The sequence below is a fragment of the Massilia sp. LC238 genome, assembly GCF_000735635.1.
GTDB classification, from domain to species: Bacteria; Pseudomonadota; Gammaproteobacteria; order Burkholderiales; family Burkholderiaceae_D; genus Telluria; species Telluria varians.
In genome coordinates this window covers 236,046-259,862 of the sequence record NZ_JNNN01000053.1, presented here as the reverse complement: position 1 = coordinate 259,862, position 23,817 = coordinate 236,046, and the positions used below count along the sequence as shown (strand labels likewise).

Sequence of the window (23,817 nt, the reverse complement as noted above, 5' to 3'; positions counted from 1 at the left end):
TGTTTATTCAGCCCAGGTCACCAGGCCGAAATGGGCGGTCACGAGGACCAGGATACCGAATACGATACGGTACCAGGCGAAGATCGTGAAGTCGTGCGAGCTGATATAGCGCAGCAGCCAGCGTACGCACAGGAAGGCCGCGAGGAAGGCGGAAAAGAATCCCAGGCCGAACAACGGAAGGTCGGCGGCCGACAGCAGCGCGCGCTCCTTGTAAACCGAGTATACCGTGGCGCCCAGCATGGTCGGCATGGCAAGGAAGAAGGAAAATTCGGTGGCCGCCTTGCGCGACAGGCCGAACAGCATGCCGCCGATGATGGTCGAGCCGGAGCGGCTGGTGCCGGGGATCAGGGCGAAGGACTGGGCCAGGCCTACCTTGAGCGCGTCGAGCGCGCTCATGTCCTCGACCGTCTCCACGCGCGCCGCCGTCGGGCGCAGGCGGTTGCGCCGCTCCACGTACAGGATCAGGACGCCGCCGATGACCAGGGCGATCGCCACCGGCACCGGATGGAACAGCAGCTCCGTGATCGTCGAGCTGAACAGCACGCCGGCGATGGCGGCCGGGAAAAAGGCGATCACGACATTGCGCGCGAAGCGCTGCTGGACCGGGTCTGCCCCCAGCCCCTTGAGGACGCGGGCGATGCGGTCGCGGTATTCCCAGACCACTGCCAGCATGGCGCCGGCCTGGATCACGATCTTGAAGACGACGGATTTCGGGCCGGTGAAGTCGAGCAGGCTGCCCATGAGGATCAGGTGGCCGGTGGAGGAAATCGGAAGGAACTCGGTGAAGCCTTCGACCAGGCCCATGATGATCGCCTTGACGGCGAGAAGAATGTCCATGAATGCGTTAGAGTGAGAGCGGCTGAATGCGGATGCTGTCGGGATATCCCGTGGAAGGTACGGCGGGGCCGAAGCTTAACATGATTGCAACAGGCGACGTCGCCTGCTGTGTCCGGTGCAAGATTGTACCGCGCCCGGGTTGCCGCAGGGTTAGCTCATCGCCATCACGGCAAAAATCTTCCGTGCGCCGCCAGCCCGAACGCGTGCTACACTGGACCGCATGCGTATTCCTGACTCAACCGCATGAGTATCTTTGTTGTCCTGATCCTTGCTGCGCTCGCCTGGGCGGCATTCCACGGTTGGCAAAGCCCCAACTCCCTGCGTTACCGGCCCTGCCAGGGCCGGGCCTGGCGCAATACCTTCCCTACCGCGTCGCGGAAGGACATCCGCGATTTCCTGTCCGTCTTCGTGTCATCCTTTTCCTTTCGCGAAAGCGAGCGGCTGCACTTCCGTCCCGACGATGAAGTGCTCGGCATCTACCGCGAGGTGAACCCGAGGCGCTGGCTGCCGGACGCGCAGGAATTCGAGACGCTGGCGAAGGCGCTGCGCGAGCGCTACGGCCTGAAGCTCGACGAGATCTGGCATGAAGGGATGACGCTGGGCGGGCTGTTCCAGCGCGTGCAGCAGGCGCGCGGCAAGTCGGCCGCGGCCTGACAGCCTCAAGGCCGTCAAGGAAGCGAAGCCGTCGGGCTTCGCTTCGTGGCGCCTTGCGGCTCAGCGCGTCCTGCGACGCGACAGCCCCAGTGCGCCGAGCGCGATGCCAAACAGGGCCATGCTGGCCGGCTCGGGGACCGCCGTGCCGTACACGTCGAGCCGGGCCGAGGATAGATTGAAGCTATGGCTGCCCAATCCCTCTTCCGCGAACCACAGGTACATTTTCTCGTTGGCAGCGACAACGTCGAATGCGTTGGTGTTGTTCGCGGTGCCGCCGTTTGCGGCGTTGAAGGTGAAGGTTTGCGTGGTCCCATTGGTGCCCACATTCCTCATATCGAGCAGGTTCGCTGTCGAGACGGCCACGGTCGGCGACTGGGCAAACCGCACGTTCCAGTCTTCAAATAAACCATTGGTATTCTGGAAGGTCAGGGTGAGGGTCAGGCGATCCAGGCTGCTGTAGTTCAGGAAGCTGAAATCGAACAGGTCGTAGAAGCGCTGGCAGCCACCCGTATCCCGGATGGTGACGGAGGTGGCGTTCAGCGTGTCGCAGCTGCCGGCCGTGCTGGCATAGCTCGACCTGCCGGGCGCGGAACCATAGTTCTTGCTGATCGATCCCAGTTGTACGACGGCGGCGCTTGCGGTCATGGCGGTGGTGCTCAGCAGCAGGGCGGCAATCGACGCTTTCAGCAGTCTTTTCATGTTGTCTCTCCCATGGAATAATGAAATTGGCTTACGGTGCGGAATGAAGGCAATATATGTGCCAACCCTATATTCCAAGGGGAAACAACGACTGACGCCTTGATAACGGCTTGATGTGTAAAATTTTTCGACACATGCACGCCACTTCCATCAAGAAGAAAGCGCGTCGGGCCAGTCATGCCAGACGCGGAGAGTTCGCGGGAAAGGGCGTAGGCGCCGTTGCCTGTTCCAGTTCATCCAGCCAGCGGATCGCCTGCTCGCGGCTGTCCCCGCACATTTCCCTTGATGGCTGTAGCCCGCCGCAGAAAGCCGGTCGCTCGGGCCGGCCGAAGATCAGGCAGCGATTGTCCTCGCCCAGCTGCACGCAGCGCACGCCGGCCGGCTTGCCGTCGGGCATGCCCGGAATCGGGCTGGTGATCGAGGGCGCGGTGCAGCAGGCGCCGCAGTTGCTTCTACACTGCATGGTGGCGGAAGGACACAAGGAAGGGCAGCAGTATAGCGCCGCGGCGCCTCTGGCGGGCGCGTCGCCCTCCGGTTTCCTGCTACGTTGTTGTCATCCCACAGCACAAGCAGGAGGCCCCATGTCCAGTCCCCTCAAACCCCTGAACCGCCAGGTCGTCGTGATCACCGGCGCCTCGAGCGGCATCGGCCTGGCCACCGCGCAGGAAGCCGGCAAGCAGGGCGCCAAGCTGGTGCTGGCCGCGCGCGGGGCCGACGTGCTCGAGGCGGTCGTGCAGGGGCTGGTCGAGAACGGCTTCGACGCCATCGCCGTGGTGGCCGACGTCGCCGAGCGCGCCCAGGTCGAGCGCATCGCGCAGGCCGCGATCGAGCGCTATGGCCGCATCGATACCTGGATCAACAATGCCGGCGGCACCATCTACGGCCGCCTCGACCAGGTATCCGAGGAAGATAGCCGGCGTCTGTTCGACATCAATTTCTGGGGCATGGTGCATGGCTCGCTGGTGGCGCTGCCGCACCTCGCGCGCCAGGGCGGCGCCTTGATCAACCTCGGCAGCGAAGCCTCCGAGGTGGCGATCCCGATGCAGGGCATGTATTCGGCCAGCAAGCACGCGGTGAAAGGGTTTACCGATGCGCTGCGCATCGAGGTCGAGCACATGGACGGGGCGCCGGTGTCGATCACGCTGATCGAGCCGACCGCCGTCGACACGCCGCTGCCCCAGCATGCCCGCAACTACATGGACTGCGAGCCGAAGCTGCCGTCGCCCCAGGTCGACCCGCACGAGGTGGCCGCCGCCATCCTGCATGCGGCCGTGGTGCCGATGCGCACGGTGCGGGTTGGCATAATGGCCGAGATCGATGTGCTGATGGAGAAAATCGTCCCCGGCCTGACGGACCGCCTGTCGGTGTTCCAGGTGCCGCGCCAGCAGCAGGACGCACCGCCGCGCAACCCGGATGGCGCCTTGTATGCATCGCGGGCAAACGGGCGCATTTACGGACCTTCATGAAAGCATGAAATCACGTAAATACCTGTTTATATTGACAGTTTTGGCAAGGATTGCTTGACTGCCTGACAAGCCGCGTCTATATTCTATGGTTGTTCATTTGGTTTCTAGGCAGAAACATGGAATGTCCAATCGACAGCAAGCCGCGGTGGGAACGCCGGAAGGAGGCCCGTCCGCAGGAGCTCCTTGCTGCCGCAATTGATCTGTTCGTCGAGCGCGGCTTCGCCGCCACCCGTCTGGAAGACGTGGCGCGCCGCGCCGGTGTCTCCAAGGGAACGCTGTATCTCTACTATACGAACAAGGAAGAACTGTTCAAGGCCGTGGTGCGCGAGAGCATCCTTCCTTTCCTGGGCAAGGCCGAATCCTCGGTCGCCGAGTTCCATGGCCATAGTGGCGACCTGCTGCGCGACGTGGTCATGAACTGGTCGCGCCAGATCGGCCAGAGCAAGGCCTCGGGCCTGAGCAAGCTGATGCTCGCCGAAGCCGTCAATTTCCCGGATCTGGCGCAGTTCTACCGGGACGAGGTCATGAGCCGCACTGTCCACATGATTTCGAGCATCGTCGAGCGCGGCGTCAGCCGCGGCGAATTCCGCAATGTCGACATCCTGCAGATGACCCAGGTGCTGATCGCACCGATGATGATGCTCAACGTGTGGCGGCACTCGGCCGTGGCGCCTTGCGAGGATGGCGCGCTGCAGCCCCAGGCCTTCCTCGAGAACCTGCTCGACCTCACTTTGCACGGCCTCCTCCCCCGCAGTGCCTGAGTTGCCATTTGCGCCATTACGCCGCTTTTTCGGCGTTCAACCCCTCCAAACTGCAGACTGTCGCAATTTCCCCCGGTCCGGGCAGCCCATCGCTAAGATGTGCGTCCTGAGGCCGTTCAACGATAAAATATCGGATTATTTATTTTTCCATCGAGAACTCAGATGAATATCGAACAAGCCCGCTTCAACATGATCGAACAGCAGATCCGCCCGTGGAACGTGCTTGACCAGGACGTGCTGGACCTGCTGCACGTGGTCAAGCGCGAACAGTTCGTGCCGGCCGCGTACCAGAACCTGGCGTTTGCCGACGTCGAGATCCCGCTGCCGGGCAGTGAAGCGATGTTCAACCCGAAGGTCGAAGCGCGCATCGTGCAGGAACTGGCGGTCAAGAAGCATGAGAACGTCCTCGAAATCGGCACCGGTTCGGGCTACATGGCGGCACTGCTGGCGCACAAGGCGCGCCACGTGACCACCGTGGAAATCCAGCCGGAAGCCGTGAAGCTGGCGCAGGAAAACCTGGCCCGTGCCGGCGTTACCAACGTGACGGTCGAAGAAGGCAATGGCGCCGGCGGCTGGGACAAGGGCGCGCCCTACGACGTGATCCTGGTGTCGGGCGGCCTGCCGGTGCTGCCGGAAGCCCTGCTCAAGCAGGTGAAGGTGGGTGGCCGCATCGGCGCGATCCTGGGCGAGGCGCCGGCGATGAGCTTCAACATCATCACCCGCACGTCGGACACCGGCTACGACACGGTCAAGCTGTTCGAGACCATCGTCAAGCCGCTGACCGGCGCGCAGGCGCCGTCGCGCTTCCAGTTCTGAGGCCGCGATGCAGCACATGACCGCACCGGAGCTGGCGGCCCGGCTTGCCGACGGGGCAGCCGAGCAGCCACTCCTGCTGGACGTGCGCGAGAACTGGGAATTCGAGACCTGCCACATCGCAGGCTCGACCCAGATCCCGATGCACCTGGTGCCGATCCGGGCCGGCGAACTGCCAGATGACCGAGAAATCGTGTGCATCTGCCACCACGGGGCGCGCAGCATGCAGGTCGCTGCTTTCCTCGAACGGAACGGATTTGACAACGTAACGAATTTGACGGGCGGCATACACGCCTGGGCCGTACAGGTCGACCCTTCGATGCCGAAGTACTGACTTGATTCCTAACTATTGATGACTCCTGTGGAGAATGTAATGCAGAAACCCCTGCGCAAATCCTTTCTTGCCGTGCTGGTTGCCGGCGCCGTCTTTTCGCTGAACGCCAGCGCGGCGGACCTGCTCCAGGTGTACCAGCAGGCACTCGCCAACGATGCGGCCTATGCAAGTGCGCGTGCGTCGGCGGCGGCCGGGCGGGAGCGGATTCCGCAGGGACGCGCAGGACTTCTCCCGACCGTGGGCATCACCGGCAGCAGCATCAAGAACGACCGCGACGCGTCGCCGTTCAACGAAGGAACCACCGTCACCGATCCGCTCACCGGCAGGCAAACCATCGTGGCCGGAGACGGCTCGAACCTGCGCACCAGCACCTACACGCTGCTGCTGACGCAGCCGCTGTTCCGCTGGGATCGCTGGGAAACCTACCAGCAGAGCAAGCTGCAGCAGGCCGTCGCCGACGCGCAGTTCGCCCAGGCCCAGCAAGACCTGATCACCCGCGTGGCGCAAGCCTACTTCGACGTGCTGGCGGCCCAGGACAAGCTGGAATCGACCCGCGCCCAGAAGACCGCGGTGACCGAGCAGCTGGCATCGGCCAAGCGCAACTTCGAAGTCGGCACCCAGACCATCACCGATACCCACGAAGCGCAGGCGGCATATGACCTGGTGATCGCCCAGGAATTCGCGGCGGTGAACGACCTCGACAACAAGCGCAATGCGCTGCAGGCCATCATCGGCACGGCGCCAAGCAGCCTGGCGCCGCTCAAGAGCGGCATCACCCTGACCGCGCCGTCGCCCGCGAATCCCGACCCATGGGTGTCGTCGGCCGAAACCCAGAACTACGGCGTGGCCGTGTCGGAGCTGCAGGTGGAACTGGCCAAGCGCGAGATCTCGAAGACCCGCGCCGGCCACTATCCGACCCTGGACCTGTTGGCCAGCAACCAGCGTACCAAGGTCCACGGCGGCACCCCCGGTGCTTCCGGCACCAGTACCAACAACGGTATCGGCGTGCAGTTCAGCGTGCCGATCTTCAACGGCTTCGCCGTCACCAGCCGCGTGCGCGAAACCATTGCGCTGGAAGACAAGGCCCGCAACGACCTGGAAGCGACGCGCCGCCAGGCCGCCCTGCAGGCGCGCCAGGCCTACCTCGGCGTGAACAGCGGCATGGCCCAGGTCAAGGCGCTGGAAGCGGCGGAAGTGTCGAGCCAGTCGGCGCTGGAGTCGAACAAGCTGGGCTACCAGGTCGGCGTGCGCATCAACATCGACGTGCTGAACGCACAGCGCCAGCTGTACCAGACCCGCACCGACCTGTCCCAGGCGCGCTACAACACCATCCTGAACGGCCTGCGCCTGAAGGCGGCCGCGGGTTCGCTGCGCGAGTCGGACCTGGCGGCGGTGAACAACCTGCTGGAAAAGTAATCGCCGCGCAGCCTCGCGCTGCCGCGAAATGTGAAAACCCGGGCCGCAAGGTCCGGGTTTTTGTTTTTGGGCCTTATGCTAACTCATTGATTCTGCAAAATAATAGTTGACGCACGACAAGTTGAGCCGAGGGGGATTTTTTTACAAAGCTGATAAACTGGCAACGTTAATGCGCCTTTTCATGGCAGGCCAGAAGAGCCTGCCTACCGAGAGTGCCGCAGCCAGGATTCTTGTTTCTTCAGCTCTTCCCTAAGGAAAAACAACATGCAAAAGAACATCGCGATTGTCGGCGCCGGTTTTTCCGGGGCCGTCATTGCCAACCAGCTGGCACAAGCTGGGTACAAGGTCGAGATCTTCGAATCGCGCCCCCACATCGCGGGCAACTGCCATTCGGAGCGTGATGCCGAAACCGGCGTCATGGTGCACGTCTACGGGCCGCACATCTTCCACACCGATATCGAGCGGGTCTGGGAATTCGTCAACCGCTACAGCCGCTTCATGCCCTACGTGAACCGCGTCAAGGCGATCACCAACGGCGCCGTCTACACGCTGCCGATCAACCTGCTCACCATCAACCAGTTCTTCGGCAAGACCTTCCGTCCGGCCGAGGCCCAGGAATTCCTGGCTTCGCTCGGCGACAAGTCGATCGAGAACCCGGTTACTTTTGAAGACCAGGCCCTGCGTTTCGTCGGCCGCGAGCTGTACGAAGCCTTCTTCAAGACCTATACGGTCAAGCAGTGGGGCATGCAGCCGACCGAACTGCCGGCCAGCATCCTCAAGCGCCTGCCGGTGCGCTTCAACTACGACGACAACTACTTCGCGCACAAGTACCAGGGCATGCCGGAAGACGGCTACACCGCGCTGGTGGAAAAGATCATGGACGTGCCGGGCATCACCCTGCACCTGAACACCAAGTTCGACCCGGCCAACAAGGGCGATTACGAGCACGTGTTCTACAGCGGCCCGATCGACGCCTGGTTCAAGCATTCCGAGGGCCGCCTGCCGTACCGCACGCTGGACTTCGAAGTGTTCCGCGACACCGGCGACTACCAGGGCAATGCCGTCATCAACTACTGCGACAATGCCCAGCCGTACACCCGCATCACCGAGCACAAGCACTTCTCGCCGTGGGAAAAGCACGAGAAGACCTTGATGTACAAGGAATACAGCCGCCAGTGCGAAGAGAAGGACATCCCGTACTACCCGATCCGCCAGGCGCGCGACAAGGAGCAGCTCGAACGCTACGTGAACGTGGCGCGCGAGGAGCCGAACGTGACCTTCGTGGGCCGTCTCGGCACCTACCGCTACCTCGACATGGACGTGACCATCAACGAGGCGCTGGCCACCGCGGACAAGTTCCTGGAAAGCGCCAAGAGCAATGCGCGCATGCCGGCATTTGTGATCGATCCACTGGCGTAATGCCATGAAGGGTGATGGTCCAGCGGACCATCACCCCATGCGATCAAGGGCGCTTACGCCATACGATCATCTCCGCAATCGTCAGGATCGGGAAGCCGTGCAAGGCGGCGAAGTGCTCGATCTGCTCTCCGCGCATCATCGTCCCGTCGGGATTCATCAGCTCGCACAGCACGGCCGCCGGCTGCAGGCCTGCCATCGTCGCCAGGTCGACCGAGCCTTCGGTATGCCCGGCGCGCGCCAGCACGCCGCCCGGCGTGGCGCGCAAGGGGAACACGTGGCCCGGCCGCACCAGGTCATCCGGCTTCGCATCGGCTGCAATCGCCGCACGGATGGTGGTGACGCGGTCCGCCGCCGACACGCCGGTCGTGACGCCATGACGCGCCTCGATCGACACGGTGAAGGGCGTGCCGTAGCGGCTGCCGTTCTCCGCCGCCATCGGCGGCAATGCGAGCGTGCGCACCTTGTCGCTTGATAAGCACAGGCACACGATGCCGCTGCATTCGCGGATCATCAGCGCCATCGTCTCGACGCTGAGCTTGTCGGCTGCGACGATCAGGTCGGCTTCGTTCTCGCGGTCGAAATCGTCGAGCAGGATGACGGGAACCCCGTTGCGCACGGCGTCCAGGGCGGCGGCGATGCGGCCTTCCAGGTCGGTGCTGGTGAGGGAATGGGTGGTGGTGACTAACATGTGAAACGCTCCTCGCAGTAAGTTGGCGAAAAACGCATCAGGGCAAAGCAAAGCGCGCGCCGGCCCGGCTGCAAAAAGCAGCGAGGACAGCGCGTGGCAGCGCACATCTTCTTTCATCCGGACTATACCGTCGGCCCTGGCTTCTCACCAGGTCTGCTGACCCTGCTTGCGCAGGCGCTCGCGGGCTCGAGCCCTTGCAGGCTCATACCGCCGGTGGGGAATCGCACCCCGCCCCGAAGACGTAATTTAAGTTGATGCCTGAAAAGCAGGCCCGGCGATTGTAGCAGCGCCGCGCCGGTCCTGCTGAGTAGGGAGAGCTTAGCTGCTCAGGCCGGCACCGGACGCATTGTCCTTGCGCTCGATGAGCTCGACCTTGTAGCCGTCCGGGTCGGTAATGAAGGCGATCACGGTAGTGCCGCCCTTGACCGGGCCCGGCTCGCGGGTGATGTTGCCGCCCGCGGCACGCACGCCGTCGCAGGTGGCGTAGATGTCTTCGGCCGAGATGGCGATGTGGCCGTAGGCCGTGCCCATGTCGTAGCTGTCGACGCCGTAGTTGTAGGTCAGCTCGAGTTCGGCGTGGTCCGGGTTGCTGCCGTAGCCGAGGAAGGCGAGCTTGTACTTGTACTCGGGATTGTCGCTGGTGCGCAGCAGCTTCATGCCGAGCACCTTGGTGTAGAAGTCGATGGAACGCTGCAGGTCGCCGACGCGGAGCATGGTGTGGAGGATGCGCATGGGGGTGTCCTTCTGGTGAAACGGAAAGCGGCCATTTTATGCGCTGGGCGCGATTTCTGCCGGACGCTGCCTCGAGATGGCAGCATCCGGCAGTGCCTTAGTTCTCCAGTCGCGAGGTCATCGTGATGTTCGCGTTCAGCAGCTTCGACACCGGGCAGTTTTCCTTGGCCGTGTTGGCCGCCTTGTCGAAGGCTTCCTGGCTGGCGCCCGGGATCCTGGCCACCAGGTCGAGGTGCACCGCGGTGATCGAGAAGCCGCCTTCGACCTTTTCCATCGAGACGGTGGCGGTGGTGCGCAGTTCCTGGGCCGTCAGGCCGGCCTGGCCGAGTTGGCCGGACAGCGCCATCGTGAAGCAGCCCGCATGGGCCGCGCCGATCAGTTCTTCCGGGTTGGTGCCGGGACCGTCCTCGAAGCGGGTGTTGAAGCCGTACTGGGTGTCCTTGAGCACGCCGCTCGCGGTCGAGATCGCACCCTTGCCGTCCTTCAGGCCGCCGCTCCAGACGGCGCTGCCATTGCGTTTGATGGTCATCGTTTCTCCTTACAGGTTGTTCTTGTCGGCTTTGTCGTTGGTGGTGTCGTGCCGGCGCATCGAATCGTTGTTGTCCGGCTGGGGCTTGGCCTGGCCGGTGGCGCCCGGCGCCGGGTCGACGGCGTTTTCCAGGCCGTCGGGATTGGTGCCGTACATGTCGGTGTTCACCAGGCCTTGCGCCATGTCCGACGCGGCCTGCTCCATGATGCCGCGCGGTTCCTGGTCCTGCGCGTCCGGGCTTTCGTCGCGCTCGTGCGGCTGGCGCTTGACGCCATCGTTCTCGATCGGTGCCTTCGTGTTGACGAAGCGGTCTTTGGTTTCGGTCACCATATGGGCCTCCTTGTAATCCAGTTAACCCTCATCGTAGCCGCCGCCTGCCGAAGCAGTCGCGCAATTGGCGCCGGCGGCATGACAATGAGAGATGCTTTTTTGCAACTAACCCGTTAACATGGCAGCTTGGACAATACTGCGGAACCTGTATCGTGACTGCCCACGCCCTCGACACCCACCAGCACGCCGCCTTTTGCAAGAACTGCGACGCCGCTATTGCCGGCAACTACTGCCACCAGTGCGGCCAGGCGACCCACCTGCACGTGCCGAGCGCGCGCGAATTCCTGCACGAGTTCATCGCCCACTACGTGGCGCTCGAGGGCAAGCTGTGGCGCTCGCTGAAGCTGCTGCTGTTCAAGCCGGGCTTCCTGAGCCGCGAGTACATCGAAGGCCGCAGGGTGCGCTACATCGAGCCGCTGCGCCTGTATCTCACCTTCAGCATCATCTTCTTCGCACTGTTCAAGATGAGCGGCGTGGAAATCATCAACATCGGCGGGCGCAGCGAGAGTCCGGCGGTCGTGAGCGCACCGGCCGCCGAGAAGGCAAAGCGGGCGGAGGAAGCCGAGGATGCCAAGGGAATCCAGCGCAATCTCCAGCATATGCTGGGCCGGGTCAATCCCCGGCTGGAGCAGGGCGCCGAGCGCTTCTTCGCCCTGTCGCCCAAGGAACGCAACGACACGGCCAAGCGCGTGTTCTTCAGCTACACGCCGTACGCGATCTTCCTGATGATGCCGGTGTTCGCGCTCTACCTGAAGCTGCTCTACCTCGGTTCGGGGCGGCGCTACGGCGAGCACTTCCTGTTCGCCCTGCACAGCAATGCCTTCGCCTTCCTGATGCTGAGCCTGTTCATGCTGGCGGACGGCTGGAACTTCGTCCGCGTCGTGCTGCTGGCCTGGCTGGTGTTCTACCTGCCGACCGCGATGCGGCGCGTCTTCGGCGGCGGGCGGATCGTGACGGCGCTGCGCTGGATGGTCCTGATGGTGCTGCACCTGGTCACCCTGGTAACGGTGGTATTCCTGGCGGTAGCGCTCGGGCTCTTGATCTGATCTTGCCGGAAGCGCGGGGCGCCCGTTATACTGTTTATTTGTACAGTCATTTGCGAGCGCCCGCAGGGCACCCATATAGCAGACGCAGGGATAATCGGTTAATCTCCGTAGTCCCGACCCAACCGCCCTGGAACCATGCCTGTGACGCCTGAAAAGCAACCAATCATCGCGCTCGTGGTGCGGCAAAATACCCCCGGCATCGAGGAGCCGGCCCGGCAGCTCACCGAGTTCCTGGCCAAGGAAGGCTACCGGGTGGTGTTCGAGACCGATACCGCCGCCTACCTCGGTATCGGCGGCATCGAGGCCATGACGGTGGCCGAGATCGGCGAGCAGGGCAGCTACGCGGTGGTCATGGGCGGCGACGGCACCATGCTCGGCATCGCGCGCCAGCTCGCCAAGTACGACATTCCGCTCATCGGCATCAACTCGGGCCGGCTGGGCTTCATCACCGACATCCCGCTCGAGCGCATGGTGCCGGCCCTGCACGAGATCCTGCAGGGCCAGGCCCGCAGCGGCGAGCGCACCCTGCTGGAAGCGCGCGTGGTGCGCGACGGCCAGGAGATCTTCTGCAGCGTCGCCTTCAACGACGTGGTGGTGGCGCGCGGCACCGGCGCCGGCATGGTCGAGCTCAAGCTCATCGTGGATGGCGAATTCATGTACAACCAGCGGGCGGACGGCCTGATCATCTCGACGCCCACCGGCTCGACCGCCTACGCGCTGTCGGCCGGCGGGCCGCTGCTGCACCCGAAAGTGCGGGGCATCGTGCTGGTGCCGATCGCGCCGCACGCGCTGTCGAACCGGCCGATCGTCGTGCCCGATTCCAGCGAGATCGTGGTCGAACTGGTGGCGGGGCGCGACATCAGCGTCAACTTCGACATGCAGACCTTCACCAGCCTGCAGCTGGGCGACCGCATCGTCATCTCGCGCTCGCCGCACACGATCACCTTCCTGCATCCGCGCGACTGGAGCTATTACCACACGCTGCGCGAAAAGCTGCACTGGAACGAATACCCGACCAACGAAGGCAAATTGACGTAATCCCGTCACAAGCAGAGCAAAAACAGGAGACCCGATTTTTCATGCTGCGCACACTTACCATCCGTGATTTCGTCATTGTCGACGCCATCGAACTCGAGTTCGCGCATGGCTTCACGGTGTTCACCGGCGAGACCGGCGCCGGCAAGTCGATCCTGATCGACGCGCTGCAACTGGCGCTGGGCGGGCGCGGCGACGCAAGCATGGTGCGCGAAGGCGCGGCCAAGGCCGACATCACCGCCGAATTCGCGCTGACGCCCACGGCCTCCGCGTGGCTGCTGTCCAACGAATTCCCGACCGAGGAAGGCGTGGCCCTGATGCGCCGCGTGATCGACAACGCCGGCCGCTCCAAGGCCTGGATCAACGGCATCAGCGCCACCGCCGCGCAGCTGCGCGAGCTGGGCGACATGCTGGTCGACATCCACGGCCAGCATGCGCACCAGTCGCTGCTCAAGCTTGACGCCCAGCGCGCCCTGCTCGACAACCAGATCGCCGTGCGCGACCCGGCCGCCAGCGAAGAGGTGCAGGTCACCGCGAGCGCCTATAAAGCCTGGCGCGCGCTGGTGCGCCAGCGCGAGGAATTCGAGAACGATGCGCGCAAGGTGCTGCTCGAACGCGAGCGCCTGGAGTGGCAGGTGAGCGAGCTCGACAAGCTGGCGCCGAAGGCCGGCGAATGGGCCGAGATCAGCAACGAGCACAGCCGCCTGTCGCATGCTGCCAGCCTGCTCGAAGGCGCGCAGGAAGCGCTGCAGGCCATCTCGGAAGCCGACCACCCGATCCTGTCGCAGCTGTCCTCGCTCAACGCCAAACTGGGCAAGCTGGTCGACGTCGACGCGCAGCTGCAGGAAGTGCTCGACTGCATGGAGCCGGCGCGCATCCAGCTGCAGGAAGCGGTGTACGCGCTGAACAACTACATCGACAAGGTCGAACTCGACCCGGGCCGCTTGCGCGAAGTGGACGCGCGCATGGAAGCGCTGCACAGCGCCGCGCGCAAGTACCACGTGACGCCCGAAGAACTGCACGAAGAACATGCCGCGCTGGCAACCCGGCTGCGCCAGCTGGCGGACGCCAGCGACCTGGAAGGCTTGCGCAAGCAGGAAGAGAAGGCCAAGGCAGCCTACATGAAGGTGGCCGAGGGCCTGTCGAAGCGGCGCCAGCAGGCGGCCGTGGAGCTGGGCAAGGGTGTCACCAGCGCGATGCAGGAACTGAGCATGAGCGGCGGCCGCTTCGAGGTGGCACTGAACCCCGGCGAACCGGGCGCGCACGGCCTCGAGCAGGTGGAATTCCTGGTGGCCGGCCATCTCGGGGTGGCGGCGCGGCCGCTGGCCAAGGTGGCCTCGGGCGGTGAGCTGGCGCGCATCTCGCTGGCGATCGCCGTGATCACCGCGCACGCGACCACCACGCCGACCCTGATCTTCGACGAGGTCGATACCGGCATCGGCGGCGGCGTGGCCGAGGTGGTGGGGCGCCTGCTCAAGCGCCTGGGCCAGCAGCGCCAGGTGCTGTGCGTGACCCACCTGCCGCAGGTGGCGAGCCAGGCCAACCAGCACTTCCAGGTGGCCAAGGGCGCCACCATCGAGGGCCGTACGGTCTCGCGCATCGACGTGCTCGACACGCGGGCGCGGGTGGAGGAGGTGGCGCGCATGCTGGGCGGGATCGAGATCACGGAGACGACGCGCAAGCATGCCAGGGAGCTGCTGGCTTCCTGAGGCCCGCACCCCAGGCGGCATTCACCGCTTGTCGAGAACCTCTGCCATCGCCCTGGCCAGTTCGGACACCAGCTCACCCTTGTCCCAGGTGTAAATGGAGACGGCCATGGGCGGCGCCGTGCCGAAGGGAGCATGGATGCGCAGGCGCCGTCCCTTGGCCGCCTGCACGGGAAGCATGGACAATCCGAGGCCGCCTTCCAGCCCGACCAGGATGCTTTGCAGGCTGCTGCCCGAGAAAGCGATATACCAGCGCCGGCGCTCGCGCTCGATGCGCTCGAACATGGCCTCGCGATACAGCCCGCCCGGCGGAAAGACGACCAGCGGAATCGGGTCGGGCCATGGCTGCGTGCTGTCTTCGCCTTCGAACCAGGCCATCGGTTCCGGAAACGTCGCGAGGCAATCGGCGCTTGCCGCCGCTTCCTTGACGACGACGATATCGAATTCGCCGCCCCGGTAAGCTTCCGCCAGGCTGCGGCTCAGGCCCGTCGTGATGTCGAGCCGGATCGAGCGATCCTGGCCGGCATGCGCCTGCAAGGCCGAGGCCATCCTGCCGTCGAAGACATCTTCGGGCAGGCCGATGCGTACCGGTCTTGCGCCGGCCGGGTCGGCGAGGGCCGCCTGCGCTCCGCCCTCGAGCAGCAGGATGCGCCGCGCATACCCCAGCAGCCGCTCGCCGGCGGCGCTCGCGCGTACCGGCCGGGCCGAGCGGTCCACCAGCGGCTGGCCGACCTCTTCTTCCAGCCGGGCGATCTGCTGGCTGATGGTGGATTGCGTCATGTGCAGGCGGTCGGCTGCCGCGGTAAAGCTGCCCGCATCGACAATGGTGACAAAAGCACGTAACAAGCGTAGATCGAACATTTCCTGCCCGTTTCATGGTGGTGTAGGCATCCTAACATGCAGGATTTTAATAATTTTGATGATTTAATTTAATTTCCAAATAATGCGCGAGGGGCTTATGCTTGGCCGATCGATTCGGAGCCGACATGACCAAGTCAATCATTCCCACTTTCTGCGCAAGCACCATGCTTGTGGGCATGCAAGCCTGTTCGGCGCAGCCCATGCCCACCCATCCGCTGCATGCCGCCGCCGCGCGCGGCGATGTTCCCGCCATCGAGCGCCTGTTGCGTGAAGGCGCCAGGATCGACGCGCGCGACGCGTCTGGCGCGACCGCTTTGCTGGCCGCGACCAGGGCCGACCAGGTTGCCGCCGCCCGGGTGCTCATCGAGGCCGGCGCCGACGTCAACGCCAAGGACCAGATCAGCGACAGTCCCTATCTGTATGCCGGCGCCCAGGGGTATCTCGACATCCTGAAGATGACGCTGGCGCACGGCGCCGATCTGCGCAGCACCAACCGCTATGGCGGAACGGCCCTGATTCCGGCGGCCGAGCGCGGCCACGTCGATACGGTGAAATCCCTGGTCGCGGCCGGCGTGGCGGTGGACCATGTCAACAACTTGGGATGGACCGCCTTGTTGGAAGCCATCATCCTGGGCGGGGAGGGCGAACGCCACCGGCAGATCGTGGCCATCCTGCTCGAAGCGGGCGCCGATCCCAACATTGCAGATCGCAACGGCATCACGCCGGTGCAGCATGCGCGCTCCCGCGGCTACCGCAAGATCGAAAGCGTCTTGCGCGCCGCCGGCGGGCGCTGAGCTTTTGAAAGGAAAAGCACATGACCCAGGACACGGACTTTCTCCGCCAAGCCATCGCGCTGGCCTACGCCAATGTCGAACAGGGCGGGCGCCCCTTCGGTGCGCTCATCGTCAAGGACGGCAAGATCGTCGCCCAGGCGGTCAACGAGGTCGTCGGCACCAAGGATCCGACGGCGCATGCCGAACTGCTGGCCATCCGGGCCGCCAGCCGCATTCTCGACTCGGCCAGCCTGGAAGGCTGTACCGTCTATGCCAGCGGCCATCCTTGCCCCATGTGCATGGGAGCGATGCGCATGGCCGGGGTCGCGGCGGTGAGCTACGCCTATTCCAACCAGGACGCCGAGCCCTTCGGCCTGTCCACGGCCGCGGTCTACGCCGACCTGGCCAGGCCCGTCGACCAGCAGACCATGCGGATCCGGCATCTGCCGCTCCGCCTCGACGGCGAGCCGGACCTGTACGCGCACTGGCAGCAACACCATTAGCCCGGGCGCAGTACGCCGGCTGATGCCGATCGCAGCCGTGGTGCTGGTCGGGATCAACCTGCGGCCCTTCATCACCGGCATCGGGCCGCTCGCTTCCAGCATCCATCGCCACACGGGGCTGGGCCTGCAGGGCATGGCGCTGCTGACGCTGGTACCGATGCTGCTGATGGGCATCCTGGCATTCGCCGCTCCAGCGCTGGAAAGCGCCGTGGGCGCGCGCCGCGCGGTGCTGTTCGCCCTGGCAGCCATCTGCGGCGGCTGCGCCCTGCGCCTGCTGGCCGGATCGGGCGCCGCGCTGGTCGCCACCGCCGCCCTGATCGGCGCGGGCGGGGCGGTGGTGCAGGCCGTCTTTCCAGGGATGATCAAGCGCGCCTTCCCCCGCCACACCGGGCCCGTGATGGGGCTGTATTCGGCCATGCTGATGGGAGGCGGCGCCCTCGGCGCCATGCTGTCCCCGTTAGTGGCCGAGGCCAGCGGAAGCTGGGCGGCGGGACTGGCATGCTTTGCCCTGCCGGCCTTGCTCGCCGTGCTGGTGGCCCGCGTGTCCCTGCCTGCCGATGCGCGCACGGGTCCCGGCCGCCGCACGACGCAGGCGCTGCTGGCGCGGCCCCGGACCTGGCTGCTCATGGCCTGTTTCGGCCTGGTCAACGGCGGCTATTCGTCGGTCGTGGCATGGCTCGCGCCCGCTTATCAGATGCAAGGCTGGAGCCCCGCCGCCAGCGCGGGCCTGCTGGCGACGCTGGCGGCGGCCCAGGCGCTGGCGGCGCTGGCGCTGCCTGCCATCGCCAGAAAACAAGCGGACCGGCGGCCCTGGCTGTGGCTCACGCTGGGCATGCAGGCCCTCGGTTTTACCGGCCTCGCACTGGCCCCCGGCTGGGCGCCTTACGCCCTGGCGGCCATCCTCGGTGCGGGCCTGGGCGGCTGGTTCGCCCTGTCGATGGGCGTCGCGCTCGACCATCTGCCCGATCCCGCGCAGGCAGGCGCGCTGACGGCGCTCATGCAGGGCGGCGGATTCATCCTGGCCGCGCTGCCGCCCTGGCTCGTCGCCGCGCTGCATGAACTCAGCGCCAGCTATGTTCCGGGATGGTCCTGGCACCTCGCCTGTGTCGGCCTGGTGGCCGGGCTGAGCGTGCGCTTCAGCCCGGACAGCTATGGGCCGGCGATGGCGCCGCCGCACTCCCGTCCTGCCCCTTCCGCCATTCTGTGGCAAAGTGTTCAAGGCTCCGCTCCGCGGACACGTCCACACCACCACAGGAGGAATTCGAATGAGCATTGACAACGTGCTGTACCGCGCCCAGGCCACCTCGCAAGGCGGCCGTGAAGGCACCTCGAAAAGTTCCGATAATGTGCTTGACCTGAAGCTGAGCACCCCGAAAGAACTCGGCGGTGGCGGCGGCTCGGGCACCAACCCGGAACAGCTGTTCGCGGCCGGCTATTCGGCCTGCTTCCTCGGCGCGCTCAAGTTCGTGGCCGGCAAGGAAAAAGTGACGCTGCCGCCCGACCTGACCGTCACCGGCGACGTCGGCATCGGCCCGATCCCGACCGGCTTCGGCATCGAGGTCGACCTGAGCATCAAGGCGCCCGGCATGGACGAGGCCCAGCTGAAGGAGCTGGTCGACAAGGCCCACGTGGTCTGCCCGTATTCGAACGCCACCCGCAACAACATCGACGTGCGCTTGCATACCAGCACTTGATGACCCGCTGTTGTTCGCGGTAGACACGTCCGGCCATGGGACGCCACTTATAATATTGGGCGTCCTTTCAATATCTTTCGCTCATGCCCTTTCGAAACGAACCGCCTTTCCCCCACGGTACCGTGCCCTCCAGTGCCATCGTGCTGGTCAACCTGGGTACGCCGGACGAACCCACCCGCAAGGCCGTCCGCCGCTACCTGAAGCAGTTCCTTTCCGATCCGCGCGTGGTCGAGATCCCGGCCAGGATCTGGTGGTTCATCCTGAACCTGTTCATCCTGCCTTTCCGTTCCGGCCAGTCGGCCGCCAAGTACCGCACTATCTGGACCAAGGAAGGCTCGCCGCTCAAGGTGCACACCCAGAAGCAGGCGGCGCTGCTGGAAAAGACCCTCGTCGAGCGCGGTCACGAAGGCGTGAAGGTGGTGATGGCGATGCGCTACGGCTCGCCTTCGTTGTCCGACGTGCTGGCGCGCCTGCAGGCCGATCACTGCCAGCGCATCGTGGTCCTGCCGGCCTATCCCCAGTATTCCGGCACCACCACCGCCTCGGTCTGGGACGCCGTCCATGCCCACTACGCGCAAGTGCGCAATATCCCCGAGCTGCGCCTGGTGCGCCACTACCACGACCACGAAGGCTATATCGAGGCGCTGCGGGTGCAGGTGGAATCGTATTGGGAAGCCCACGGCCGCGGCCAGAAGCTGGTGATGAGCTTCCACGGCACGCCCAAGCGCACCCTGATGCTGGGCGACCCGTATTTCTGCGAATGCCAGAAGACCGCGCGCCTGCTGGCGGTGGCGCTGGGCATGGGCGCCGACGAATATATCGTCACCTTCCAGTCACGCTTCGGCAAGGCCGAGTGGCTGCAGCCCTACACGGCGCCCACGGTGCAGGAACTGGCGCGCCAGGGGCTGGAGCGGATCGACGTGATCTGCCCGGGCTTCACCAGCGACTGCCTGGAAACCCTGGAAGAGATCAATATGGAAGTGCGCCACGACTTCGAGGCCGCCGGCGGCAAGGAATACCACTACATTCCCTGCCTGAACGAGTCGCCGGCCTGGATCACCGGCATGGCCGAGATCGCCGAACAGCACCTGATCGGCTGGCCGACCATCCTGACGCCGGCCCAGCGCGCGGCCCAGCGCCGCGATGCCCAGGTCGGCGCCCAGCACGCGGCCCAGCTGGGTGCGTAAAACCGGGTCTTGTCGACCTGTTAAAATAGACGGCTCAGTTTATGCATGCCAGGGCGCCGCACTGATGCCGACATAGCACAGCCATGCCAGCACCGCGATGGTGTACAGCACGACGGCGCCACTGATCAGTTGAAGTCTCATGATGTCTGCTCCCGGATGCTTGCGGTGTTTACTGCAAGCTTGTCAGGAAGCGTAAGACTTTTCATTGAGAAATGATTCAGGGAAAGCGTAAATCTTGTAACAAATGATTTCTACTTTTTCATAAGGTGTACCGGGAATGCCCCTTGAAAATGTAGGACATCGCCCCATGTAGGGCCCTGTGTGTCATGCAGGACACGTTACCAACTCAGCCAAGTCCTTGATTCTAGGAGTTTTTTCGATGCAAGACCAAGAAAACCAAGAGCTGTCCCAACAGGGCAACGGCGCCGCGCCGCAGCAGGCTGATGCCGCTACCGCCGCCGCCGCGAACGAGGCGGCCCAGGCCAGCGCCGGCCAAGCCGGCGTGCCTCCGACGGCCGACACCTCGGTGCAGTCCGAACTGGAAGCCCAGCTCAGCGCCACTGAAGCCAAGCTGGCCGAGATGCACGACGCCTTCATGCGTGCCAAGGCCGACGCGGAAAACATCCGCCGCCGCGCCCAGGAAGACGTCAGCAAGGCCCATAAATTCGCCATCGAAAGCTTCGCCGAGGCCATGGTGCCGGTGCGCGACAGCCTGGAAATGGCGCTGAAGGTCGAGTCGCAGACCGTCGAAGCGATCCGCGAAGGCGTCGAAATGACGCTCAAGCAGCTGACCGCCGCGTTCGAGAAGAACCGCCTGGTCGAAGTGATGCCGCAGGCGGGCGAGAAGCTCGACCCGAACAAGCACCAGGCCGTGGCCGTGGTGCCGTCCGAGCAGGAGGCCAATACCGTGGTCGCCGTGCTGCAGAAGGGCTACATGATCGCCGACCGCCTGCTGCGTCCGGCCATCGTGACGGCGGCAGCGCCGAAGTAAGCAGGAGATGGGCGCTGCGGCCCTTGAAAGCACGCAGTATTTCCCAATATTGAATCCATCCGAAACTACAGCATTTAAAAGGAAAACAAAATGGGCAAGATCATCGGTATCGACCTGGGAACCACCAACTCCTGCGTCGCGATCATGGAAAATGGCCAGCCGAAGGTCATCGAAAACGCGGAAGGCGCGCGCACCACGCCGTCGATCATCGCTTACCAGGAAGACGGCGAGATCCTGGTCGGCGCGCCGGCCAAGCGCCAGGCTGTCACCAACCCGAAGAACACCCTGTTCGCGGTCAAGCGCCTGATCGGCCGCAAGTTCCAGGAAAAGGAAGTCCAGAAAGACATCTCGCTGATGCCTTACCAGATCCTGGCCGCCGACAACGGCGACGCCTGGGTCGGCGTGCGCGACAAGAAGCTGGCGCCGCCGCAGATCTCGGCTGAAGTCCTGCGCAAGATGAAGAAGACCGCCGAAGACTACCTCGGCGAAGAAGTGACCGAAGCGGTCATCACCGTGCCGGCCTACTTCAACGACTCGCAGCGCCAGGCGACCAAGGACGCCGGCCGCATCGCGGGCCTGGACGTCAAGCGCATCATCAACGAGCCGACCGCGGCCGCGCTGGCATTCGGCCTGGACAAGACCGACAAGGGCGACCGCAAGATCGCCGTGTACGACCTCGGCGGCGGCACCTTCGACGTCTCGATCATCGAGATCGCCGACGTCGACGGCGAGAAGCAGTTCGAAGTGCTGTCGACCAACGGCGACACCTTCCTGGGCGGCGAAGACTTCGACCAGCGCGTGATCGACTACATCATCGACGAGTTCAAGAAGATCAACGGCCTCGACCTGTCGAAGGACCCGATCGCCCTGCAGCGCATCAAGGCTTCGGCCGAGCGCGCCAAGATCGAACTGTCGTCGGCGCAGCAGACCGAAATCAACGAGCCGTACATCGCCATGGCGAACGGCGCGCCGGTCCACCTGAACCTGAAGATCACCCGCGCCAAGCTGGAAGCCCTGGTCGAGGAACTGGTCGCCAAGACCATCGAGCCGTGCCGCGTCGCCATCAAGGATGCCGGCATCAAGGTCTCGGACATCGACGACATCATCCTGGTCGGCGGCATGACCCGCATGCCGAAGGTGCAGGAAAAGGTCAAGGAGTTCTTCGGCAAGGATCCGCGCAAGGACGTCAACCCGGACGAAGCCGTCGCTGTCGGCGCCGCCATCCAGGGCTCGGTCCTGTCGGGCGAGCGCAAGGACCTGCTGCTGCTGGACGTGACCCCGCTGTCGCTGGGCATCGAAACCCTGGGCGGCGTGATGACCAAGATGATCCACAAGAACACCACGATCCCGACCAAGTTCTCGCAGGTGTTCTCGACCGCCGACGACAACCAGCCGGCCGTGACCATCAAGGTCTACCAGGGCGAGCGTGAGATCGCAGCAGGCAACAAGAGCCTGGGCGAATTCAACCTCGAGGGCATCCCGCCGGCACCGCGCGGCACCCCGCAGATCGAAGTGACCTTCGACATCGACGCCAACGGCATCCTGCACGTGGGCGCGAAAGACAAGGCCACCGGCAAGGAAAACAAGATCACCATCAAGGCCAACTCGGGCCTGTCGGAAGACGAAATCCAGAAGATGGTGAAGGATGCCGAGCTGAACGCGGAAGAGGACAAGAAGGTCAAGGAACTGGCCGAAGCCCGCAACCAGGGCGACGCGCTGGTGCACTCGACCAAGAAGTCCCTGACCGAATACGGCGACAAGCTGGACGCCGGCGAGAAGGAAAAGATCGAAGCGGCGATCGCCGACCTGGAAGGCGCATTGAAGAGCGGCGACAAGTCGGACATCGATGCCAAGACCTCGGCCCTGTCGACCGCGGCCCAGAAGCTGGGCGAGAAGATGTACGCCGACATGCAGGCGCAGCAGGCTGGCGCTGCCGGCGCGGGCGGCGCCCAGGCTGCCGGCGGCGAACAGCAGCCGCAGCAGGACGACGTCGTGGACGCGGACTTCAAGGAAGTGAAAGACGCGAAGTAATCCCCTGCAGGGACGGACGAGCTGGGTTACACTCGTCCGTTTCCCACGGGACCCGCCGAGCCGCTGCGACCGATTGGTGCTCCGGCTCGGTTTTTTTGCCTCATTTTCTGCATAACCCGTATTACCAGATCAATAAGCAAGGTGCCGCCAATGGCAAAGCGTGATTTTTACGAGATCCTCGGGGTCGCCAAGAACGCGTCGGAAGACGACATCAAGAAGGCTTATCGCAAGCTTGCGATGAAGTACCACCCTGACCGCAACCCCGACAACAAGGAAGCGGAAGAGAAGTTCAAGGAGGTCAAGGAAGCCTACGAGATGCTGACCAATCCGGAGAAGCGCGAGGCCTATGACCGCTACGGTCACGCCGGCGTCGACCCGAACATGGGCGGCGGCGGGGGCGGCTTCGGTGCCGGCGGTTTCGGCGACGCCTTCGGCGACATCTTCGGCGACATCTTCGGCGGCGGCGGCCGCGGCCGTAGCGCGGGCCCGCAGGTCTACCGCGGCGCCGACCTGCGCTACAACCTCGAGATCACCCTGGAGCAGGCCGCGCACGGCTACGAGACCACCATCCGCGTGCCGAGCTGGGACAAGTGCGACACCTGCCACGGCAGCGGCGCCAAGCCGGGCACCCAGCCCGTGACCTGCACCACCTGCTCGGGCCACGGCCAGGTGCGCATGCAGCAGGGCTTCTTCAGCATCCAGCAGACCTGCCCGAAGTGCCACGGCAGCGGCAAGATCATCCCGGAACCCTGCGCAGCCTGCGGCGGCGCCGGACGCATCAAGCGCAACAAAACGCTGGAAGTGAAGATCCCGGCCGGTATCGACAACGGCATGCGCATCCGCTCGACCGGCAACGGTGAGCCGGGGACGAACGGGGGACCGGCGGGCGACCTGTACGTCGAGATCCACATCAAGCCGCACCCGGTGTTCCAGCGCGAGGGCGACGACCTCCACTGCGAAATGCCGATCTCCTTCGCCAAGGCGGCGCTGGGCGGCGAGATCGAAGTGCCTACGCTCACCGGCAAGGTGTCGTTCACGGTGCCGGAAGGCACCCAGACCGGCAAGACCTTCCGTCTCAAGGGCAAGGGCGTCAAGGGCGTCCGTTCGGGCTACACCGGCGACCTGTTCTGCCACGTGGTCGTCGAGACCCCGGTCAAGCTGACCGACAAGCAGAAGGAACTGCTGCGCGAGTTCGAACGCTCGACCACCGAGGGTGGCGCCAAGCACAGCCCGCAGAGCAAGGGCTGGATGGACAAGGTCAAGGACTTCTTCGAGTAAGAAGCCGGACAGGAAAAACCGCTGAAGGCGAAAG

25 protein-coding genes, 1 pseudogene and 1 riboswitch are annotated in these 23,817 nt (G+C 64.5%); of the genes and pseudogenes, 18 read left to right on the top strand and 8 right to left on the bottom strand.

Annotated features, from left to right (window positions below; translation table 11 throughout):
* Positions 1-3: 3 nt before the first annotated feature.
* On the bottom strand, positions 4-837 hold the full coding sequence (locus FG94_RS15505; RefSeq protein ID WP_036213359.1) for an undecaprenyl-diphosphate phosphatase: 834 nt from the start codon (positions 835-837) through the stop codon (positions 4-6).
* Between the two features lie 243 nt (positions 838-1,080).
* On the opposite strand from FG94_RS15505, the gene FG94_RS15500 reads away from it, so the two are divergent.
* Positions 1,081-1,491: a hypothetical protein gene (locus tag FG94_RS15500; RefSeq protein ID WP_036213356.1), complete on the top strand. Its 411-nt coding sequence runs from the start codon at positions 1,081-1,083 to the stop codon at positions 1,489-1,491.
* A 60-nt stretch (positions 1,492-1,551) separates the two neighbouring features.
* Here the strand turns inward: FG94_RS15500 and FG94_RS15495 are convergent, their stop codons facing one another.
* Together FG94_RS15495 and FG94_RS26680 are read right to left on the bottom strand one after the other, a co-directional pair.
* On the bottom strand, positions 1,552-2,190 hold the full coding sequence (locus FG94_RS15495; protein ID WP_036213353.1) for a PEP-CTERM sorting domain-containing protein: 639 nt from the start codon (positions 2,188-2,190) through the stop codon (positions 1,552-1,554).
* Positions 2,191-2,365: 175 nt separating this feature from the next.
* Positions 2,366-2,653 (bottom strand): YkgJ family cysteine cluster protein, encoded by a 288-nt coding sequence (locus FG94_RS26680; RefSeq protein WP_081926018.1) that lies wholly within the window; start codon positions 2,651-2,653, stop codon positions 2,366-2,368.
* A 118-nt stretch (positions 2,654-2,771) separates the two neighbouring features.
* On the opposite strand from FG94_RS26680, the gene FG94_RS15490 reads away from it, so the two are divergent.
* From FG94_RS15490 to glf, 6 genes and pseudogenes are all read left to right on the top strand, one after another.
* The gene (locus tag FG94_RS15490; protein ID WP_036213350.1) at positions 2,772-3,656 is read left to right on the top strand and encodes an SDR family oxidoreductase; all 885 of its coding nucleotides are present in this window, start codon (positions 2,772-2,774) and stop codon (positions 3,654-3,656) included.
* Positions 3,657-3,772: 116 nt separating this feature from the next.
* Complete coding sequence (locus FG94_RS15485; RefSeq protein ID WP_036213347.1) at positions 3,773-4,417, top strand: TetR/AcrR family transcriptional regulator; 645 nt, start codon at positions 3,773-3,775, stop codon at positions 4,415-4,417.
* A gap of 162 nt (positions 4,418-4,579) precedes the next feature.
* On the top strand, positions 4,580-5,233 hold the full coding sequence (locus FG94_RS15480; RefSeq protein ID WP_036213344.1) for a protein-L-isoaspartate O-methyltransferase: 654 nt from the start codon (positions 4,580-4,582) through the stop codon (positions 5,231-5,233).
* A 7-nt stretch (positions 5,234-5,240) separates the two neighbouring features.
* Positions 5,241-5,564, top strand: a complete 324-nt coding sequence (locus FG94_RS15475; protein WP_027866563.1) for a rhodanese-like domain-containing protein — start codon at positions 5,241-5,243, stop codon at positions 5,562-5,564.
* Positions 5,565-5,603: 39 nt separating this feature from the next.
* Entirely contained in the window at positions 5,604-6,980 is a 1,377-nt protein-coding gene (locus tag FG94_RS15470; RefSeq protein WP_036213342.1) for a TolC family outer membrane protein, read from the top strand.
* A gap of 255 nt (positions 6,981-7,235) precedes the next feature.
* Positions 7,236-8,399 (top strand): annotated as a pseudogene (glf, locus tag FG94_RS15465) (UDP-galactopyranose mutase); the annotation flags it as partial.
* 43 nt (positions 8,400-8,442) lie between these two features.
* On the opposite strand, the gene ribB reads toward glf, so the two are convergent.
* From ribB to FG94_RS15445, 4 genes are all read right to left on the bottom strand, one after another.
* Positions 8,443-9,087, bottom strand: coding sequence for a 3,4-dihydroxy-2-butanone-4-phosphate synthase (gene ribB / locus FG94_RS15460; RefSeq protein ID WP_036213338.1), 645 nt, complete (start codon positions 9,085-9,087; stop codon positions 8,443-8,445).
* Positions 9,088-9,188: 101 nt separating this feature from the next.
* A riboswitch (FMN riboswitch) is annotated at positions 9,189-9,332 on the bottom strand.
* 73 nt (positions 9,333-9,405) lie between these two features.
* Positions 9,406-9,819 carry a lactoylglutathione lyase gene (gloA, locus tag FG94_RS15455; RefSeq protein ID WP_081926017.1) on the bottom strand — a complete coding sequence of 138 codons (414 nt, stop codon included), beginning with the start codon at positions 9,817-9,819 and terminating at the stop codon, positions 9,406-9,408.
* A gap of 97 nt (positions 9,820-9,916) precedes the next feature.
* A complete protein-coding gene (locus tag FG94_RS15450; protein ID WP_152570996.1) occupies positions 9,917-10,348 on the bottom strand; it encodes an OsmC family protein in 432 nt (143 codons plus the stop codon).
* Positions 10,349-10,357: 9 nt separating this feature from the next.
* Positions 10,358-10,678: a hypothetical protein gene (locus FG94_RS15445; RefSeq protein ID WP_036213335.1), complete on the bottom strand. Its 321-nt coding sequence runs from the start codon at positions 10,676-10,678 to the stop codon at positions 10,358-10,360.
* 152 nt (positions 10,679-10,830) lie between these two features.
* Between FG94_RS15445 and FG94_RS15440 the strand changes: the two genes are divergently transcribed.
* The 3 genes from FG94_RS15440 (at position 10,831) to recN (ending at position 14,468) form a co-directional block, all read left to right on the top strand.
* Positions 10,831-11,724: a DUF3667 domain-containing protein gene (locus FG94_RS15440; protein WP_229445956.1), complete on the top strand. Its 894-nt coding sequence runs from the start codon at positions 10,831-10,833 to the stop codon at positions 11,722-11,724.
* A 135-nt stretch (positions 11,725-11,859) separates the two neighbouring features.
* A complete protein-coding gene (locus tag FG94_RS15435; RefSeq protein ID WP_036213329.1) occupies positions 11,860-12,762 on the top strand; it encodes an NAD kinase in 903 nt (300 codons plus the stop codon).
* Positions 12,763-12,803: 41 nt separating this feature from the next.
* Positions 12,804-14,468 (top strand): DNA repair protein RecN, encoded by a 1,665-nt coding sequence (recN, locus tag FG94_RS15430; protein ID WP_036213326.1) that lies wholly within the window; start codon positions 12,804-12,806, stop codon positions 14,466-14,468.
* Positions 14,469-14,489: 21 nt separating this feature from the next.
* Here the strand turns inward: recN and FG94_RS15425 are convergent, their stop codons facing one another.
* Positions 14,490-15,326 carry a LysR family transcriptional regulator gene (locus FG94_RS15425; RefSeq protein ID WP_036213324.1) on the bottom strand — a complete coding sequence of 279 codons (837 nt, stop codon included), beginning with the start codon at positions 15,324-15,326 and terminating at the stop codon, positions 14,490-14,492.
* Positions 15,327-15,526: 200 nt separating this feature from the next.
* Here FG94_RS15425 and FG94_RS15420 point away from each other — a divergent pair, with 200 nt between their 5' ends.
* From FG94_RS15420 to dnaJ, 8 genes are all read left to right on the top strand, one after another.
* Entirely contained in the window at positions 15,527-16,120 is a 594-nt protein-coding gene (locus tag FG94_RS15420) for an ankyrin repeat domain-containing protein (protein ID WP_229445955.1), read from the top strand.
* A 20-nt stretch (positions 16,121-16,140) separates the two neighbouring features.
* Complete coding sequence (locus FG94_RS15415) at positions 16,141-16,602, top strand: nucleoside deaminase (RefSeq protein WP_036213322.1); 462 nt, start codon at positions 16,141-16,143, stop codon at positions 16,600-16,602.
* Positions 16,603-16,624: 22 nt separating this feature from the next.
* On the top strand, positions 16,625-17,878 hold the full coding sequence (locus tag FG94_RS15410; protein WP_081926015.1) for an MFS transporter: 1,254 nt from the start codon (positions 16,625-16,627) through the stop codon (positions 17,876-17,878).
* On the top strand, positions 17,868-18,296 hold the full coding sequence (locus FG94_RS15405; RefSeq protein ID WP_036213320.1) for an organic hydroperoxide resistance protein: 429 nt from the start codon (positions 17,868-17,870) through the stop codon (positions 18,294-18,296). The genes FG94_RS15410 and FG94_RS15405 overlap by 11 nt, the downstream gene beginning before the upstream one ends.
* A gap of 83 nt (positions 18,297-18,379) precedes the next feature.
* Positions 18,380-19,483, top strand: a complete 1,104-nt coding sequence (gene hemH, locus FG94_RS15400) for a ferrochelatase (RefSeq protein WP_036213317.1) — start codon at positions 18,380-18,382, stop codon at positions 19,481-19,483.
* Positions 19,484-19,862: 379 nt separating this feature from the next.
* Positions 19,863-20,474, top strand: a complete 612-nt coding sequence (grpE, locus tag FG94_RS15395; RefSeq protein WP_036213315.1) for a nucleotide exchange factor GrpE — start codon at positions 19,863-19,865, stop codon at positions 20,472-20,474.
* A gap of 90 nt (positions 20,475-20,564) precedes the next feature.
* Positions 20,565-22,505: a molecular chaperone DnaK gene (gene dnaK / locus FG94_RS15390; RefSeq protein ID WP_036213312.1), complete on the top strand. Its 1,941-nt coding sequence runs from the start codon at positions 20,565-20,567 to the stop codon at positions 22,503-22,505.
* 150 nt (positions 22,506-22,655) lie between these two features.
* On the top strand, positions 22,656-23,783 hold the full coding sequence (gene dnaJ / locus FG94_RS15385; RefSeq protein ID WP_036213310.1) for a molecular chaperone DnaJ: 1,128 nt from the start codon (positions 22,656-22,658) through the stop codon (positions 23,781-23,783).
* Positions 23,784-23,817 lie beyond the last annotated feature (34 nt).

Excerpts from the sequence above, each read along its gene's own strand:
- FG94_RS15505 (WP_036213359.1), bottom strand. The coding sequence starts at position 837 with ATGGACATTCTTCTCGCCGTCAAGGCGATCATCATGGGCCTGGTCGAA.
- FG94_RS15500 (WP_036213356.1), top strand. The coding sequence starts at position 1,081 with ATGAGTATCTTTGTTGTCCTGATCCTTGCTGCGCTCGCCTGGGCGGCA.
- FG94_RS15495 (WP_036213353.1), bottom strand. The coding sequence starts at position 2,190 with ATGAAAAGACTGCTGAAAGCGTCGATTGCCGCCCTGCTGCTGAGCACC.
- FG94_RS26680 (WP_081926018.1), bottom strand. The coding sequence starts at position 2,653 with ATGCAGTGTAGAAGCAACTGCGGCGCCTGCTGCACCGCGCCCTCGATC.
- FG94_RS15490 (WP_036213350.1), top strand. The coding sequence starts at position 2,772 with ATGTCCAGTCCCCTCAAACCCCTGAACCGCCAGGTCGTCGTGATCACC.
- FG94_RS15485 (WP_036213347.1), top strand. The coding sequence starts at position 3,773 with ATGGAATGTCCAATCGACAGCAAGCCGCGGTGGGAACGCCGGAAGGAG.
- FG94_RS15480 (WP_036213344.1), top strand. The coding sequence starts at position 4,580 with ATGAATATCGAACAAGCCCGCTTCAACATGATCGAACAGCAGATCCGC.
- FG94_RS15475 (WP_027866563.1), top strand. The coding sequence starts at position 5,241 with ATGCAGCACATGACCGCACCGGAGCTGGCGGCCCGGCTTGCCGACGGG.
- FG94_RS15470 (WP_036213342.1), top strand. The coding sequence starts at position 5,604 with ATGCAGAAACCCCTGCGCAAATCCTTTCTTGCCGTGCTGGTTGCCGGC.
- ribB (WP_036213338.1), bottom strand. The coding sequence starts at position 9,087 with ATGTTAGTCACCACCACCCATTCCCTCACCAGCACCGACCTGGAAGGC.
- gloA (WP_081926017.1), bottom strand. The coding sequence starts at position 9,819 with ATGCGCATCCTCCACACCATGCTCCGCGTCGGCGACCTGCAGCGTTCC.
- FG94_RS15450 (WP_152570996.1), bottom strand. The coding sequence starts at position 10,348 with ATGACCATCAAACGCAATGGCAGCGCCGTCTGGAGCGGCGGCCTGAAG.
- FG94_RS15445 (WP_036213335.1), bottom strand. The coding sequence starts at position 10,678 with ATGGTGACCGAAACCAAAGACCGCTTCGTCAACACGAAGGCACCGATC.
- FG94_RS15435 (WP_036213329.1), top strand. The coding sequence starts at position 11,860 with ATGCCTGTGACGCCTGAAAAGCAACCAATCATCGCGCTCGTGGTGCGG.
- recN (WP_036213326.1), top strand. The coding sequence starts at position 12,804 with ATGCTGCGCACACTTACCATCCGTGATTTCGTCATTGTCGACGCCATC.
- FG94_RS15425 (WP_036213324.1), bottom strand. The coding sequence starts at position 15,326 with ATGTTCGATCTACGCTTGTTACGTGCTTTTGTCACCATTGTCGATGCG.
- FG94_RS15420 (WP_229445955.1), top strand. The coding sequence starts at position 15,527 with ATGCCCACCCATCCGCTGCATGCCGCCGCCGCGCGCGGCGATGTTCCC.
- FG94_RS15415 (WP_036213322.1), top strand. The coding sequence starts at position 16,141 with ATGACCCAGGACACGGACTTTCTCCGCCAAGCCATCGCGCTGGCCTAC.
- FG94_RS15410 (WP_081926015.1), top strand. The coding sequence starts at position 16,625 with ATGCCGATCGCAGCCGTGGTGCTGGTCGGGATCAACCTGCGGCCCTTC.
- FG94_RS15405 (WP_036213320.1), top strand. The coding sequence starts at position 17,868 with ATGAGCATTGACAACGTGCTGTACCGCGCCCAGGCCACCTCGCAAGGC.
- hemH (WP_036213317.1), top strand. The coding sequence starts at position 18,380 with ATGCCCTTTCGAAACGAACCGCCTTTCCCCCACGGTACCGTGCCCTCC.
- grpE (WP_036213315.1), top strand. The coding sequence starts at position 19,863 with ATGCAAGACCAAGAAAACCAAGAGCTGTCCCAACAGGGCAACGGCGCC.
- dnaK (WP_036213312.1), top strand. The coding sequence starts at position 20,565 with ATGGGCAAGATCATCGGTATCGACCTGGGAACCACCAACTCCTGCGTC.
- dnaJ (WP_036213310.1), top strand. The coding sequence starts at position 22,656 with ATGGCAAAGCGTGATTTTTACGAGATCCTCGGGGTCGCCAAGAACGCG.